A 15,302-nucleotide genomic window follows, 5' to 3' on the forward strand; every position below is an offset into this window, starting at 1 on the left:
TTCACTATTATTAATTGGGGAATGAAGCTTTATGCGCATTAAACTTACCAGGGAGAGATGGAGGGTATGGATACAGAGCTTCACTCAGAAATTCTCTCCTTCTTTGAAGACCACTGTAAACGCTACACCGAGTCGCTTTCGGAGATACTCAGGAAGCACATAGGTATAAACGGCAACACCGACGCTTTCTGCCGCTCGCTTATACCAAAGGTCAGCCGGCTCCTTGAACTCTTCCTCTCCGGCCAAGACGACGCCTTTAAAAGCGAGGCCGTTGAGCTCGGCAGGAGGATATTCCGGAAGAACCTTCCCGTTTCCGTTGTTGTGAACGCCTTTAACTCCCTGCTCTTTGACTCCATAGACTTCGCCTCAAGGAGCACCTTCTCGGAGGAGTTCTCCCTCTTCCTCGCCTTTGTAAGGAAAGTTACAAACTACGTTGCCCTGGGCTTTATCTACGAGTCTGTATCTGCCAAGGAGCGCTTCTTCCTTAGGGAGTCGGTGAGCCGCTCCTCGGTCAGAACGATGTTCCAGCTCTTCCTGCGGATAAGGAAGGTGCTCTACGGAGAGGGGGATACCATAACAGAGCGGAACTGCCCCCTCTCTCAGCTGTTTGACACCTTGGAGTTTCGGCTGGTTTCCTCTAAACACGGAATAAGGCGGCAGCTTGAGCTCCTCCACGAGGCGGTTCACACCCACGAAAACCTGTTTAAGGAGTACTTCAAAAGGGGGAACTACCTCTCGGCCTACCTTACACTCGTTAACTTCTACCACACCCTTGAGAAGCTCATCCACCTGTTCGTTCAGATAGAGAGGGGTAAGAACGCCGTCAGGCTCGAGGATATAGTCAACTTCCTTGCCTCCGAAAAGGGGCCCTTTGTCCTCTTCGCCCTTGACCCTAAGCACCTGTCGAGCATCAACAGGGCCCTCGGCTACAACGTAGGCGACGAGATATTCCGCTACATAGACTCGGCCCTTCAGGCCAAGTTTCAGGGAAGCTCTTACGCCGTTTTCCGCTGCTTCCACAGCGCCGTGTGCGTTCTCGTTGAGGGGAAGTTAAGCGGCATAGATTTTGAAGGTCTCTTTAAGCGCATCAGGCTCAAACTCAAAAGGAGGTTCAGGGAGCTTCCAACCGACGTAGACATCTCTGGCTTTTTGATAAAGGTTCCCCAGGAGCTCTCGGGAGACAAAGACGCCATATCGAGCGCCGTCAGGCTCGCCATTAGGGAGAGTAAGCGCAGGGTGGGGGAGCTGTTCACCCTCGACCTCTCCTCCGAGGAGGAGAAGAGGGAGGTAATCATCCTTAAAAACCTCTACAAGGGAATTGTAGAGAGCCTTGTGCTCGAAAGGGTTGGTATAGCCCTTCAGGGCATCTACTCCCCCGACGGCAAAGTTGAACACTGGGAGGCCCTTGTAAGGTTCAAGGACGACGAGGGCAACATAGTGCCCGCCTACAAGTTCATAGACCTCCTCTACGACTACAACCTGATAGACCGGCTCGACATACTGGTTCTTAAAAAGGTTCAACAGAACGTCCACCTGTTTAAGGGGAAGTCCATCTTCTTCAACCTCAGTCCCGTTACCCTTACGGGTAAGCGTTCGGGCTCGCAGCTGAGGGAGCTTACCCGCTCCCTTGTTGAGAGCGGCCTCGGCCTGAACTTCGGTTTTGAGATAACGGAGCAGGCCGCCCTCGAGGCCTTCCTCCCGATAGTCGATTTCTTCAGGGAGTTTAACCTCCCCCTTGCCATAGACGACTTCGGAAACGGTTACTCCTCCTTCTCAAAGTTCATAGACCTGGTTGAGCTCGTGCCGGTGAAATACCTGAAGATAGACGGCAGTTACGTTAAAAGGCTCACAACTTCCGATAAGGCCGTAAAGGTTGTAAGAACCATAGTCAGTATGGCGAACTCCCTGGGAATAAAAACGATAGCCGAGTTTGTGGAGAGTGAGGAGATATTCAAGTTGCTGAAGGAGATGGGGGTTGAGCTCTTTCAGGGTTACTACTTCGGCAAGCCCCAGCTCGTTGTGTAAGCTGTGCTATACTAACGCCCCAAGGAGGGTGTTATGGTTGTTGCTCTCTTCCTCTTTGCCCTTGTTTTCTTCGGGCTTGCCTACAGGTTTTACGGCTCTTTCCTGAAGAGGAAGGTCTTTGCCCTTGACGACAGTCGCAAAACCCCTGCCCACGAGCTCAGAGACGGCGTAGATTACGTGCCGGCGCCGGCTCCCGTTCTGCTCGGTCACCACTTCTCCTCGATTGCGGGAGCGGGCCCGATAGTCGGCCCCATAACCGCCGCCTCCTCCTGGGGGTGGTTGCCGGCCTACCTGTGGGTGCTTATCGGGAACGTTTTTATAGGCGGCGTTCACGACATGAGCGCCCTTGTGGCTTCGGTGAGGAATAAGGCCCGCTCCATAGCCGAAATCGGGGGAGCGTACCTCTCAAAGAGGGCCGGTTTCCTGTTTAAGCTCTTCATCTGGCTTGCCCTCCTTTACGTTGTTGCCGTTTTTATAAACGTTGCCCAGATAACCTTTAACGCCTCTGTTCCCCTGGTTGAGGGCGGGAAGGTAGTTCAGAAGCTTCCCATAGGCGGAGGAGTTGCCACTGCCGCTGTTATTTACATCTTCCTCGCCGTTCTCTTCGGCCTTGCCGTTTACAGGTTTCAGGTGCCGTTAAAGTGGGCAACGGCGGTTTTCGTCCTCCTCGTTTACGGAGCCGTTTACGTTGGTCAGCTCTTTTCGATACACCTATCTCCCACAGTTTGGAACTGGATTCTGCTTGCCTACGTGGCGGTTGCTTCGGTCACTCCCGTTTGGATACTCCTTCAGCCCAGGGACTACCTCTCCAGCTTTCTCCTCTACGGAGCCCTTTTGGGCGCCGGTTTGGGAATCTTGCTCTCTGCGGGGAAGGTTGAGGCCCACCTTGTCCCCTTCTTGGGGTTTAACAGCGATATAGGGCCGCTTGTTCCCCTGCTCTTCGTTGTGATAGCCTGCGGCTCCATTTCGGGCTTTCATTCCCTTGTGGGCTCCGGAACAACCAGCAAACAGCTCGACAAAGAGAGCGACGCCCTCGTTGTAGGTTACGGAGCTATGCTCCTTGAGGGTATTGTGGCCGTAATGTCTGTGATATTCGTTGCCGTTTTAACTTCCGGCGAGTTTGAGGTTCTCAAGAGAAACGTTGCCGCCATTTACGGTGCAGGTATAGGCCGCTTCATGTCGTTCCTGGGCATTCCCGAGAGTATCGGGGTGGCCTTCGGAATGCTTGCCCTCTCTTCCTTTGTTCTCACCAGTACCGATACGGGAACCAGACTTGCCCGCTACGTTTTTACTGAGCTTACCGGTATTAAAAACAGGTTCGTTGCCACCGCAGTCTCGCTGATTATTCCGGCCTTTCTGGTGTTTACCAAGTACCAAGACCCGGCCACGGGTAAGCTATTGCCCGTTTGGAAGGCCCTCTGGCCCGTTTTCGGTGCCACGAACCAGCTTATAGCCGCCCTTGCGCTGTTTGTTGTTATGGTGTGGCTCGTAAAAACAGGCAGGGGGCGTTACTGGTTTGTTGCGGGTATTCCGGCCCTCTTTATGGCGGTTATAACTATTTGGGCCCTCCTGATGCTCTTCGTTAAGTGGAAGTTGACTGTTATAGGGGTTGCCGCCCTCGTTCAGCTATTTTTGGCCCTCTGGATATTTGCCGAGGGGCTTCTTGCCCTTTGGAAGTTGAAGGAGGGTTAGGGGAGTTTTTTCATGGCAGAGGCTAAAGACTGGAGAGAGAAGCTCTTTTTCGTTGCAACCGGTGTGAGGCTTCACGCTAAGGAGTACTTCCTCAGGTTGACGGGACTCTTTGGCCGTTACCGTTACTGCATCTCCTTTCCCTCTATACCGGAGGGGCTCAAGGCCGAAAAGCACATTAGAGGCTTTAAGGCCGTGTCCGTTCCCATCCCCGACGAGATATTTGAAGGCTGCGGAGTGGGTATACTGGTTAAGGATGAAGAGGAGCTTGAGAGACTTTTAAATCACTTAAAGGAGAGGGGGGTACTCGTTTCCGGCGTTTTTAAGAGGGAAGGGGACAGGTTCGTAGAGGTGGAGCGGTGAAGGTTGCGGTTTTGGGTTCCGGAAGCTGGGGAACGGCCATAGCTCTCTACTTGGGCCGTTTGGGCTTTGAAGTTTCCCAGTGGTGTTTAGAGCCGGAGGTTGTTCGCTCCGTGGCCCGGCAGAGGGAGAACCTCCTTTACCTAAAAGGCTTTAAATACCCCGATACTGTAAGCGCCACCCTCTCCGTTGAGGAGGCTGTAGAGGGAGCCTCTTTCCTCTTTTCGGTTATCCCGGTTCAGCACACAGCCTCCTTCTGGCGGGAGCACAGGGCGTTACTTGAGGGAAAGCCCCTCGTGTGCGCCTCTAAGGGGATAGAGGTGGACTCTTTGAAAACCCTCTCTCAGCTCTACTGGGAGGTTTTCGGCTCCCTCGAGGAGTACTTTGTTCTCTCGGGCCCCACTTTTGCCGTTGAGGTTGCAAAGGGACTCCCTACGGCCGCAGTTGTGACCTCGATAGACGGGGAAGGAGCCCTTGAGGTGGCAAAACGGTTTTCCTCTACCTCTTTCAGGCTCTACGCCTCTACCGACGTTAAAGGGGTTGAACTTGGCGGAGCTTTAAAGAACGTTATAGCGATAGCCACCGGGATATCCGACGGTATGGGTTTGGGTAATAACGCCCGTGCGGCCCTGATAACGAGGGGGCTTCACGAGATTAAACGTTTGGGTAAGGCTCTGGGGGCTAAGGAAGAGACCTTTTACGGCCTTTCGGGACTGGGAGACCTTGTCCTTACCTGTACCGGAGACCTCTCCCGTAACAGGCGGTTCGGCCTTGCTCTGGGCAGGGGCGAAAAGCCGGAGGAGGGGAGGTTCGTTGTTGAGGGGGTTCACACGGTTAAGGCGGTAAAGGCCCTTTCCGATAGGCTCGCCGTTGAGATGCCGATTTCTGAAGCGGTTTATAAGATTATTTACGAGGGTGTGAGCCCCAAGGAGGCTATGGAGGAGCTTCTATCCCGCCCCGTAAAAGAGGAGAGCCTATGAGCTGCTGCAACTTCGGCAGGGAAGATGAGGAGTACCTCCACTCCGAAGCCCAGCGCCGTTTCTTTGAGGGGCTGAGCCGCCGTTTCTGCCACCTCGGTTTCCAGCCGAAAACCGTAAAGGCTGAATACCTTGAGCGCCTTAACAGGCTTGCAAGGGCCCTGATGGGCTCGGAGGCGGAGCTCTGCCCGTTAAAGGCCGCTTCGCTTCTTGAGCGCAGCAGTTCTCCCCTTTCAAAGGAGGTTGTGTACGTTTTAGACCTTCTGGTTTCTCTGCTTGAGAAGCTTCTTCTCTACAGGCTCAACGGGCCCGAGGGGAGGGAGCCCCTGGAGGTTGAGCTTGACACCGTTATGGAGCTCTTTGGGTATCCTTTTAAGAGCGCAGAGCTTCACTCCAAGCTCGAGCTTGCCCTGAACGGGCTGTTAACGGCCCTTTACAACTTTACGGAGGAAGGCGATGATTGAGCGCTACGTTGCAGACCTCGACGAGCTTAAAAAGAGCTTCATAGAGATGGCCGACATGGCCAGGAAGATAATCAACGACGCAATGGAAGCCCTAATGGAGCGCGACAGGGAGAGGGCCAAGGCCACCTACGAGTTCGACCGCCTCATAGACCTTAAAGAGATTGAGATTGAGGAGAGGTGTATCAGGATTCTTGCCCTTTACGCCCCCGAGGCCACAGACCTCCGGTTTGTCGTTTCCATCTTGAAGAGTATCGTAGACCTTGAGAGGGTGGGCGACCTTGCCAGGGACATCTGCGAAACGGCCATATACCTATCGGAAGTTCCTCCTATCAAGCCTTACGTAGACCTCCCCCGTATGCTCAAGATAGTTACCGAGATGTTGAAAAACGCCGTTATGTCCCTGCTCAGGGGAGACGAAGAGCTTGCCCGGGAAGTCATAGACAAAGACGACATAGTAGACAGCTTCTACGAACGGCTCTTTGAGGAGCTCGTAGAGATTTCCAAGCAGAACCCGGAGAATGCCGCAATTGCCGTAAGGCTCATTTTGGTTGTTAAGTCCCTTGAAAGGGTGGGTGACCACGCCACCAACATAGCCGAGTACGCCATCTACTACAAAACCGGCGACGTTGTGAAGCACAAGAAGGCCCAGGAGTACCTGAAGAAGCTGAAGGAGAAACAGCAGGGCGAGAACGGGGGATAGTGAGTTGTTCGAACTCCACAACCCCCTTGAGTTCCTCGCCTACGACTTCGGCGTTAAGGCCCTTTTTGCCTCCGTTTTTGCCGGTATCACCTGTTCCGCCCTGGGCTCGTACGTTGTTATTAGGCGTATGAGCTTTGCAGGGGCGGGCCTCGCCCACGTTGCCTTTGCCGGCGTTGCCTTCGGCTTCCTCGTAGGGATTTCTCCGCTTCTCTCTGCCCTTCTCTTCTCCCTTGTTGCGGCCGTTGTTATATGGCACCTGCAGGAGCGGAAGAACCTCCACTTCGACGTAGGAATGGGTGTAATTTTTGCCACCAGCATGGCGGTTGCCGTAATTGCAATGAGCTTCTCGGGGGTTTACGGCTCCCAGGTGCTCTCTTACCTCTTCGGTAGCCCCCTGGCTGTTGAGTGGAGCGACCTGCTCTCTCTTTTCCTCCTCTTTGCGGCTACGGCAGCCTTTATCTCCCTCTACTGGCGAGAGCTGTGGCTCACCGTTTTCAGCGCCGAGATTGCAAAGGCCTCCGGCTACAGGGTTGAGCTCATCACCCTACTTCTCAACCTGCTCGTTGCCGCTGTTGTTACCCTCTCTATGAGGGCTGTAGGGGCGCTGCTTGTCTTCTCGCTCCTTGTTGTTCCGGCGGCTTCTGCCTACAGGCTTTCAAAGAGCTTCAAGGGCTACTTCCTCCTCTCCGTGGCCTTCGGGTTTCTGTCGGGCCTTTTGGGTATTCTCGTCTCCTTTACCCTCGACGCTCCCTCGGGGGCCTCAATTACCATCGTTGCCTTTCTGCTCTTCCTGGTTGCCGCCGTTATGGGAGAGTAGCTCTTTGAGCCTTTGGGCATCTTTCGGGGCCGAGCAGTCCCTCGTGTTGTTGAAAAAGACCAACTTCACCTCAGAAGGGAGCTTTTTTACCTTGAGGGCCACCTCCCGGAGCTCCTCTTGAGAGTAGCTGCCGGTGTAGAGCCTTTTGGGGCCGTGGAGCCTGAAGTAGGCAAGCTCCTTAGTTGCAGTGCCCACCCTCGGCCACCTTAAGCTTTTCGGGAAGAAGTTGAAAACCGCCGCAACCTCGAGCTCTTTCAGGAAGGGAAGCTCCTCTTCCCACTCTGGGGCTCTCAGCTCAACCGCCAGGAGTTCCCCGAACCTCTCCTTTAGGAGCTGGAGCAAACCTTTAGAGCCGGGGGCGGGTTTAAAGTCGGGGGGGAACTGGGCAAGCAGCGCCTTCAGTTGGTTCCCCAGGAGTTTTGCCCCTTCTACAAACGGCTCAACGTTCTCCTTGGAGAGCACCCCTTCGTGGGTTATCCCCCTGTAGAGCTTTAAGGAAACGGCCAGACCGCTCTTTTTCAGCTTCTCTACGGTGCCTTCAGAGGGCGGCCTGTAGAAGGTTGAGTTTACCTCTAAGGCGTTAAAGCGGGAGGCGTAGAACTCCAACCACCTCGACTTGGGAGTGCCGGGAGGGTAGAAGCACCCCACCCACTCCCGGTAGTAGTAACCGCAGGTTCCTATGCCTATCAAGCTCTTCCCTTAATCAGGTTGAGCACCTCTCTTACCCTTTTGCCCACGCTACGGGCGGTTTTTAAGCCCCACTCGTCTATCTCAAACCTGTCGTCTACCTGTTTGGCAACGGCCGCACACCCGAAGTGGGCCGTGGGGTCTGAGTCTGCCACCAGTATCATCCCGTGGATAAGTGCCCAGGCGTGGATTGCCTGGAGGGTGTGCTCCTGGCCTCCGTGTTTGGTTGCACCTACGGCAATAGCCGCGCACACCTTGTCTTTGAGCTCCCAGTTGACCCTTAGGGTCCTTGAGCGGTCGAAGAGGGTCTTGAGCATTCCGGTAATGGAGCCAAAGTAAACGGGAGAGCCGATGATTATGGCGTCGGCCTCTTTCATTTTTGCGGCTATCTCCTCGTAGCCGTCTTTAACCACGCACACGCCGCCGTTTCTCTTGCAGGCGTTGCACACCTTGCAGTACTCTAAAACGTAGTCACACAGCGATATAACCTCGGTTTCAAACCCTTCAAGCTCTTTCAGGGCCTCCTGAAGCAGTAAGAGTGTAGAGCCTTTCCTGTGGGAGCCGTTGATGGCCAGAACTTTCATCTTCCCTCCTACCGTTTCTTAAAGACTATTCTGATTGGTATCTTGTTGAACCCGAACTTCTCCCTGAGCCTGTTCTCGAGGAACCTCCTGAACGACTTGGGAATTCCTTCTGGGTAGTTGGAGAAGAGCAGGAATGTTGGGGGTTTTGTCTTTACCTGGGTTCCGTAGTAAATCTTCACAATCTTGTTCTTGTAAACGGGGGGCTGGTGAATCTCCATAAGCTCCCTCAGGGTCCTGTTAAACTCGCCGGTTCTGACCTTTTTGGTGTACTGCCTGTAGAGGTCTTTTATCTGTTTGAGGAGCTCTTTCAGCCCTTTTCTCTCCTTTGCGGAGATGAAGACCCTGGGGGCGAAGGGAATGAAGTCGAACACCAGGTCCAGCTCCCTCTGGAGTCTCTCCCACTCTTTCTGGTCTTTGAGGGTGTCTATTTTGTTGACCGCTATCACTATCGGCTTGAACTTCTCTAGGGCCATGCCGGCGATTTTGGCGTCCCGCTCTGTGGGCCCTTCCTGGGCGTCTACCATCAGAACGACTACGTCGGCCCTGTCTATGGCGTCCAGGGAGCGCAGGTAGGAGTAGTACTCTATGTCCTTTATCTTCCCCCTTCTGCGGATTCCGGCGGTGTCTATGAAGATGAACTCGTCGTCTCCCACTCTAACGTAGGTGTCTATCGCGTCGCGGGTGGTTCCCGGTATGTCGCTTACTATTGCCCTCTCCTCTCCAACGAGGGCGTTTAACAGGGTTGATTTGCCCATGTTGGGCCTTCCCACTATTGCGACCTTAATCGGCTCCTTCTCCTCTTCCTCCTCTATTTCGTACTCCTCGCCCCTTTCGAGGGAGGCAGAAAGCTCTTGAAGCTCCTCGGGGCTCTCGCCGGATATGAGCTGTTCGGCTTTTTTGCTCTTTTCCTCCCTCTGGTAGGCTCTCTGTGCGCTCTCCTTGAGCTCCTGAGGGAGCTTTTCGAGTATCTTCTCTTTAAGGGTCGGTATGCCGATTTTGTGGATTGTAGATATGGGAATCACCTCGTCGAAGCCGAGTCTGTAGAAGTCGTAGACAAGGTCTTCCATAAAGGGTTCGTCTATCTTGTTGACCGCAACTATAACCGGCTTTTTCCACCGCCGGAGGAGTTTGGCAACCTCTTCGTCTAAGGGGTTTATCCCCTCTTGGCCGTCTACTACGAAGACTATAACGTCGGCCTCCTCCATTGCCCGCTTGGCCTGCTCGGTTGTCTCTTTTGCGAACTCGTGGGCGTCTTTCTCTACAACGCCTCCCGTATCTACAAGGACAACTTTGTGTTCGTCTATGTCGGCCTCTTGAACCACCCTGTCTCTGGTAACGCCCGGGGTGTTGTCTATGATTGCAACTTTCCTTCCTAAGAGCCTGTTGAAAAGGGAGGATTTACCCACGTTGGGTCTGCCCACTATAGCTACAACCGGAAGTCGCTTCATAGCTCCTCCGCCATAACCATGTCGTAGAGCTTCTGGAAGACGCAGGTGAACTCTATGTTCTCGTCGTAGGCGAAGGGAAGGGTTTCAATCTCCCAGAGCTCCTCCCCGTTGTAGAGGATTCTCGTTCCGACAAAGGCAACGTCGGGGAGCTCGCGGTAGTAGTATTCTTTGTCGCCCTTTTCGAGGGCCTCGGCGTAGAAGTCGCGAAGCTCCTCTACCGAGTCGAAGTTTGTTGTTGTGGGTATTACAAATTTAAGGGCGGCGTAAGTGTTGCCGCACTTTTTACACTCGCCGCTGCGCTGAATCACCTCTATGGCGGTGCGGAACTTACCCTCCTTTACGAGCTCCTCTATCATCTCTATGAGGTCGGTAAAGGGCTCGTCTTCCTCGCCCAGGTAGAGGTCTTGGTCGGTCTCTTCGAGGCGGTCGGGGTATATTACCGCAAGTGGTGCTCCGCAGTAAGGGCACTCAACGGTTATGCCGTCTTCCCCTACCGGCTCTACAAGGCCAATGAGCCTTTCGAAGAACTCGGTGAGGTTGTAGTCGTCGGCTACAAGCTCTATCGGCTCGCTGCACATGGAGAAGTCGTACCTGTAGTTCCTGCTGATGAAGTCCTCCATCTCTCCTCCTTAAAATCCTTTTTTTAAAGAATTTACCGTTTTGACCTAAAAAAGAAAAGGGGGAAGGGGCTTTAAAGCCCCTTCCCCCTTTGGGGGTTGCCTTTACTTGTTCTGCTCTTCCTGGCCCTTTTGGGGCTGTTCTTGGGATTGAAGCTCCTCTACTGCTTTAACCGCTGCCTTGGCGAGGTAGTAGTCTGCCAGCAGCTCCAGACCCCACACTAAGAGGGTCGGGATTGCCGCTCCCAGCATAACGGCCTCGGCAACCGGCCCGAATACTATCGAGGAGATTATGTTCAGCTCGAAGAGAACCGCAAGGAGGAACGTGAGGAAGAAGCCAAGATAGTAGGCATACTTAAAGGGCTCCAGTGCGTTCCTCCACATTCCCAGCAGTGCAACAACGCTGAGCTCCTCGAGCTTTTGGAGCTGGGCCAGCTCCTGGGTTTTTGCAACTTTCTTCGCCAGTTCGGCTTTGTCGGGGAGCTGGCCGTCGATGAAGGCCTTTGCTGCGTTGGCTATGCCGCCGAACCCGAATATCAGCCTGTTTGCAAAGAGCCAGAATCCCAGGAACCCGAGGAAGAACGCCGCCGTTACCGGGTTAGACGCTATAACGGCGCTTATTGCGAATATCCCCAAAACTACAATGGCAACAAAGAGTGCAAACGCTATCCACCACAGTACCCTCTGCATCACTTACCTCCCTTGGCCTTCTTCTCGGCCTTCTCTTTGAGGTTTTCCGGCTTCATACCCATCTTGAACGGATGGATAACGGTGTAGAGGTCGTTAGACAGGGGTTGAACGTAGGTAAACGTTGCAAGAACTGCGTCTCCGATGTGGAGCTTCTCGGTTCCGGGCTTGAGCTTCAGCTCAACCTTTGTTGCAACTCCCGGAGGCAGAACGATGTGGACCGGTACGTGGGATACCACGTAAGCCTTCTCCTTGCTCTCGTTACCCGGCGTAAACACGAACGACTCGTCCACTATTGTGAGGGGCGTTCCGCCGGGGTTGAGGATGGAGTAAACGATAGAGTGGTGCTCCTTGTCGTACTTCGCGTCGAGCACTATCGGCGAGCCCGGTATGGTTGCGAGTACCTTGGCCACCGTTCTGCCCGTGAAGAACTCCCCTATAGCCCAGCCGAGAACTAAAGAGGCTATGGCTATAAGGATTAGCAGTGCTGCAGGTGCGCTGCCTCTGCGACTCTCCATCTCTTCCCTCCTTTCTGTGTGGTTTTTTTGGCAAAAAAAAATTGCAGACGAAAGCAGAGAAACTTAATCGGAAGAAGCGGTGAGGAGTTGAGGGGCGGGTTTTACTCCGCCCCTTCATCCTCTTCTTTGAGGAGCTTTATGGCCTCCTCTTTGGTGACTTCTACCATAACGGAGCCGAAGGAGTAGTAGATGCGCCTCCCCTCGGGAAGGCGCTCCAGGAACTCTATAATCGCCTCTTTACTTGTTGTCTCCTTTCTCATCTTTAGCCCCCTCGGAAGCCTCGGACTGACCGTGCTCCCTGATTTTCTGGGAGAGCTCCTCAACCCTTGCGTAGAGCTCTACCATTGCCTTCTCGAGAGCCTCCCTGAGGGCAAGGAGTGCAACTATCTCCTTCTCGATTTGCTGGATTGCTTCGTCGAAGGGAAGCTCTACGGAGATACCGCTTCCGATGTTGATGACGATTTTGTCTACATCCTCGAGCTTTGCACCTACCTGTGCTATACGGCCGACGGGCAGGAGAACCTCTTTACCCGCTCCGAGGTCTTTAAGGTTCTTTAAGGTGGTAATGGTGCTCCTGTACTCGGATACCAGGATGTCGAGCTGGGCAATCTCTACCCTTAAAGCCTCGATTTGGGCGATGATGCTCCTGAGCTGCCTTGTCAGGTCGGCCATCCTTTTCTCGTCCCTCTTTACAGCCATGGCACACCTCCTCCAATTGGGGTTTATTCTCAAACTTTCAGTTCACACCAGCCGGTTGTGCACTTTTCCCTGGGCAGGTAGATGACCCGCCTCGGGCGGATGTCCATCTTCAGCTCGTCCATGAGTTTCTCGCGGACCTCCTTAATCCTCCAGAAGAAGAGGAGGTTTCCTCTGAACCTAACCTCGGTCCACATTCCCACCCGCAGGGGAATCTCCCACCTTTTAAGGTCGTTGAGCAGCGGTTGGTAGAACTGCTCAACGAGCGGGTGGTCTCTGAGCATGCTCATCTCCATTCTTGCAAGGGCCTCACAGTAGGAGTGGCCTGCGGCCTTTAACTTCTCGAGGTGGGGCGAAGAGATGGGAAGCTCTATCGTCCCTTTGAATACCTCAACTTTAAAGTCTTCAACGTCTTCCCACTTTTTAAGGTCGAAAACCTCGGCCCTTGCCTCGTAAACTTCGCCGTTTGAGAGGTCTATCCTCTCGGGAACTTCAAGGCCATTGAGAACCGGGTATTTATCGGTGATTATCTCCTTTACCCGCTCTATTACCTCGTCGGGTTTCAGGCCTTTTTTAAGCAGGTAGGCCTTTACTTTGGCCTCGATTTCCCTGTCTTTCTTTATGTAGTAGTAGATTACGGCGCTGGTTATCGCCTCTTTTATGGCGTTTCCGGGGAGGAAGGGTCTACCCGCCTCGTCCCGGGGAAAACCGTGTCTTGTGAAGATTACCGGCGTCCAGGTTAGAAGCTCCATCTCTCTCCCTCCTACTTGAAGGCTGCCAGTATCTTGTCTGCTTTTTCTGCTATGTCTATTTCAAACAGGGCTATGGTGGGCAGCAGCCAAGAGACTCTGAACCTGGCGTCGCCGTCTTTGTTTTCCCCGAAGTAGGCAAGGGCGACCCTTCCGAATCCTGCTTCTTTTTCGACTTTCTTTGCTTCCCTCAGGAAACGCCTTGCAACGTTGGGGAGCTTCTCAAAGGGGTAGGGTTTACCCTCCTGTCCCCTCTGTTTAACAAGCTCGGTTGCCGTTCCTACGTTCCTCAGGGCCTCTATAAGGTGGTGTAGCCTGTGCTTCTTGAAGTAGGCCAGCAGGAGCGAGGCTGCAGGGAGCCTTAGAATCTCTATATTGTGGTCCCCTTCCCGCAGCTCGCCTACAAGGTAGGCCCTACCGTTCTCCATTTCTATGTGGGCAAAGAGCTTCTTGTTCTTAGGAAGCTCCTCCAGTATTTCACTTACCTCGTACTCAACTCCCTCTTCTTGGTAAACGTCGCCGGCTTTGCGCTTTCCGTATTCGGCCACGAAGTAGGTCTCCTCTCCTCCCTTCTTACCCAGAACGAGGTCCAGTCCCCACCTTTTGAGGGACTTGAACTTGAACTCCCTCTCCTTTTCGGGCTGTCCGAGCGTCTCAAAAACCAGCGTGTTGAGTGCCTGAATCTCGCGAAGCTCAAGAAGGTTCATCTCCATCCTCCCGCTTTTAAAAAGATGTTTTAACTTTGCTCTGCATAGCAATTTATGTTTTTTAATTTCGTGTGTCAATATTTATTAATCTATGCTTTAAATCGAGTTTGCCTATAGGGGAAATAGACCTTACTTTTTCTTTGGAGGTGACCATGGAGAGCTGCCTTGACTACCACCTTAAAACAGCCCACACCTACGAGAGCGTTCGCAGGCCCCACTACCTTGACTGGAGCAACTACCCTTCACCTTTCAAGTTCTACCGGGGAGTTAAAACCTTTCCCCTTCCACCTTTCAAATTCCGCGGTCAGGAGACCTTAGACACCCTCTACAGGCTCTGTAGCGACTACGGTTCAGATAGCCTTACCCTGCAGGAGGTTGCGAACCTTGCCTTCTCTATGAACGGCGTTACAAAAGTAGAGGACTTCCACGGTGAACCCTTTGCCTTTAGAGCATCTCCTTCGGCCGGTGCCCTCTACCCTTTTGAGCTCTACCTGTTTCTGAGAAGCGTTGAGGGCCTGCCCAACGGCCTCTACCACTACCAGCCGGTCAACCACTCCCTTGAGCTCCTTGTTGCCGGAGACCTGTTTGAACCCCTTAAGGGGGCCCTCTGTGCCGAGTTTACCGGTAACTGCGTTGCCGTTGTAACAACCATTTACGGAAGGAGTGCCTGGAAGTACAGGGCGAGGGCCTACCGCTACTGCCTTCTGGACTCGGGTCATATGGTCGCAAACGGGGTCGCCTATTTGCGCTCTTTGGGCCTTGATGCAACCGCCGTTTCCCTCTTTAAAGATTCCCGCCTAAACGCCCTCTTGGGTGTAGACGGCACTCGGGAGTTTGCCACTGTAGCCCTTTTACCCGAGAGACCAGCCCTCTTTTGGGGAGATGAGGAGCTTCCCCCCTTCAACTACCCGCCCTCTGAGCCCGTTTTGCGCCGCCCCGTGAGGGAGCCTCTTGTTGAAGAGGCCCACCGTGCCGGTGAGCTTGCCGACTGCCAGTTTTACAGGCCCTTCCCCGGGTCTTCCTCCCTCTTTCCGGAAGTCACCTCTCCTCCCTTGGGGGATGTCATCCTTAAGCGTCGCTCCCGCAGGGAGTTTACCGGAAGGGCAATGCCCTTTGAGACCTTCAAGCACCTGGCCGAGTCGTCCCTTACCTGCTTCCCCTCCGACTGGGGCTTCCCCAAGTGCAACCTCTACCTTCAGGTGAGGAACGTTGATGGGCTTCAAAGCGGCATATACACCCCCTCAAACGGAAGGCTGGAGCTTGTTCAGGCGGGTGACTTCGGCCCTCACGTAAGCTACCTGTGCCTCTCCCAGCGCTTCGTTGCCTATGCCAACGTTAACGTTGTTTTCACCTACAACTTTGGGGGAACCTGCAGGGACTACCGGGGAGCTCTGCTGGAGGCGGGAGCTCTGGGAGAGAACCTCTACCTTGCGGCAGAGGCCTTTGGGTGCGGAGCCTGCGGTATAGGCGCCTTTTACGACCTTGAGCTTCAGGCCTTCCTCGGCCTTCCGCCTGAGGAGCTTCCCGTCTACGTTGTTTCCGTGGGCGTTTTGGTTTAATTGATACCTCTTTTTTTT

Annotated in this window: 18 protein-coding genes; 8 read left to right on the top strand and 10 right to left on the bottom strand. The window is 53.8% G+C overall.

All coding sequences use genetic code 11. The annotated features are described in order from the left end of the window. Positions 1-57 precede the first annotated feature (57 nt). The 7 genes from THEAM_RS03460 to THEAM_RS03490 are packed head-to-tail and all read left to right on the top strand — an operon-like array spanning position 58 to position 7,032. The gene (locus THEAM_RS03460) at positions 58-2,025 is read left to right on the top strand and encodes an EAL domain-containing protein (protein ID WP_013537437.1); all 1,968 of its coding nucleotides are present in this window, start codon (positions 58-60) and stop codon (positions 2,023-2,025) included. 33 nt (positions 2,026-2,058) lie between these two features. Further along, on the top strand, positions 2,059-3,717 hold the full coding sequence (locus tag THEAM_RS03465) for a carbon starvation CstA family protein (RefSeq protein ID WP_013537438.1): 1,659 nt from the start codon (positions 2,059-2,061) through the stop codon (positions 3,715-3,717). A 12-nt stretch (positions 3,718-3,729) separates the two neighbouring features. Next, on the top strand, positions 3,730-4,077 hold the full coding sequence (locus THEAM_RS03470; protein WP_013537439.1) for a putative Se/S carrier protein: 348 nt from the start codon (positions 3,730-3,732) through the stop codon (positions 4,075-4,077). Further along, the gene (locus tag THEAM_RS03475; RefSeq protein WP_013537440.1) at positions 4,074-5,054 is read left to right on the top strand and encodes an NAD(P)H-dependent glycerol-3-phosphate dehydrogenase; all 981 of its coding nucleotides are present in this window, start codon (positions 4,074-4,076) and stop codon (positions 5,052-5,054) included. The genes THEAM_RS03470 and THEAM_RS03475 overlap by 4 nt, the downstream gene beginning before the upstream one ends. Continuing rightward, on the top strand, positions 5,051-5,515 hold the full coding sequence (locus THEAM_RS03480) for a hypothetical protein (protein ID WP_013537441.1): 465 nt from the start codon (positions 5,051-5,053) through the stop codon (positions 5,513-5,515). Before THEAM_RS03475 ends, THEAM_RS03480 begins: the two co-directional genes overlap by 4 nt. Beyond that, the gene (gene phoU, locus THEAM_RS03485; RefSeq protein WP_013537442.1) at positions 5,508-6,215 is read left to right on the top strand and encodes a phosphate signaling complex protein PhoU; all 708 of its coding nucleotides are present in this window, start codon (positions 5,508-5,510) and stop codon (positions 6,213-6,215) included. The genes THEAM_RS03480 and phoU overlap by 8 nt, the downstream gene beginning before the upstream one ends. Before the next feature lie 4 nt (positions 6,216-6,219). Beyond that, positions 6,220-7,032, top strand: a complete 813-nt coding sequence (locus THEAM_RS03490; protein ID WP_013537443.1) for a metal ABC transporter permease — start codon at positions 6,220-6,222, stop codon at positions 7,030-7,032. On the opposite strand, the gene THEAM_RS03495 is transcribed toward THEAM_RS03490, so the two are convergent. The 10 genes from THEAM_RS03495 to THEAM_RS03535 form a co-directional block, all read right to left on the bottom strand. Continuing rightward, positions 6,976-7,722 carry a DUF72 domain-containing protein gene (locus THEAM_RS03495; RefSeq protein WP_013537444.1) on the bottom strand — a complete coding sequence of 249 codons (747 nt, stop codon included), beginning with the start codon at positions 7,720-7,722 and terminating at the stop codon, positions 6,976-6,978. The genes THEAM_RS03490 and THEAM_RS03495 overlap by 57 nt on opposite strands. Beyond that, positions 7,719-8,303: a flavodoxin family protein gene (locus THEAM_RS03500; protein ID WP_013537445.1), complete on the bottom strand. Its 585-nt coding sequence runs from the start codon at positions 8,301-8,303 to the stop codon at positions 7,719-7,721. Before THEAM_RS03500 ends, THEAM_RS03495 begins: the two co-directional genes overlap by 4 nt. 8 nt (positions 8,304-8,311) lie before the next feature. After that, the gene (gene der, locus THEAM_RS03505) at positions 8,312-9,751 is read right to left on the bottom strand and encodes a ribosome biogenesis GTPase Der (protein ID WP_013537446.1); all 1,440 of its coding nucleotides are present in this window, start codon (positions 9,749-9,751) and stop codon (positions 8,312-8,314) included. Further along, on the bottom strand, positions 9,748-10,371 hold the full coding sequence (locus THEAM_RS03510; RefSeq protein ID WP_013537447.1) for a hypothetical protein: 624 nt from the start codon (positions 10,369-10,371) through the stop codon (positions 9,748-9,750). Before THEAM_RS03510 ends, der begins: the two co-directional genes overlap by 4 nt. Before the next feature lie 102 nt (positions 10,372-10,473). Next, positions 10,474-11,058, bottom strand: coding sequence for a hypothetical protein (locus THEAM_RS03515; protein ID WP_013537448.1), 585 nt, complete (start codon positions 11,056-11,058; stop codon positions 10,474-10,476). After that, positions 11,058-11,573 (bottom strand): hypothetical protein, encoded by a 516-nt coding sequence (locus THEAM_RS03520; protein ID WP_013537449.1) that lies wholly within the window; start codon positions 11,571-11,573, stop codon positions 11,058-11,060. The genes THEAM_RS03515 and THEAM_RS03520 overlap by 1 nt, the downstream gene beginning before the upstream one ends. A gap of 101 nt (positions 11,574-11,674) precedes the next feature. Further along, entirely contained in the window at positions 11,675-11,833 is a 159-nt protein-coding gene (locus THEAM_RS09645; protein WP_013537450.1) for a prefoldin subunit, read from the bottom strand. Then, on the bottom strand, positions 11,811-12,272 hold the full coding sequence (pfdA, locus tag THEAM_RS03525) for a prefoldin subunit alpha (RefSeq protein ID WP_013537451.1): 462 nt from the start codon (positions 12,270-12,272) through the stop codon (positions 11,811-11,813). The genes THEAM_RS09645 and pfdA overlap by 23 nt, the downstream gene beginning before the upstream one ends. Positions 12,273-12,301: 29 nt before the next feature. Further along, a complete protein-coding gene (locus tag THEAM_RS03530) occupies positions 12,302-13,021 on the bottom strand; it encodes a hypothetical protein (protein ID WP_013537452.1) in 720 nt (239 codons plus the stop codon). A gap of 11 nt (positions 13,022-13,032) precedes the next feature. Beyond that, on the bottom strand, positions 13,033-13,725 hold the full coding sequence (locus THEAM_RS03535; RefSeq protein WP_013537453.1) for a TIGR00703 family protein: 693 nt from the start codon (positions 13,723-13,725) through the stop codon (positions 13,033-13,035). A 152-nt stretch (positions 13,726-13,877) separates the two neighbouring features. Between THEAM_RS03535 and THEAM_RS03540 the strand changes: the two genes are divergently transcribed. Next, a complete protein-coding gene (locus THEAM_RS03540; RefSeq protein WP_013537454.1) occupies positions 13,878-15,284 on the top strand; it encodes a SagB/ThcOx family dehydrogenase in 1,407 nt (468 codons plus the stop codon). Positions 15,285-15,302 lie beyond the last annotated feature (18 nt).

Origin of the sequence: Thermovibrio ammonificans HB-1 (genome assembly GCF_000185805.1) — a bacterium.
In the GTDB taxonomy this organism is placed as follows: Bacteria; Aquificota; Aquificia; order Desulfurobacteriales; family Desulfurobacteriaceae; genus Thermovibrio; species Thermovibrio ammonificans.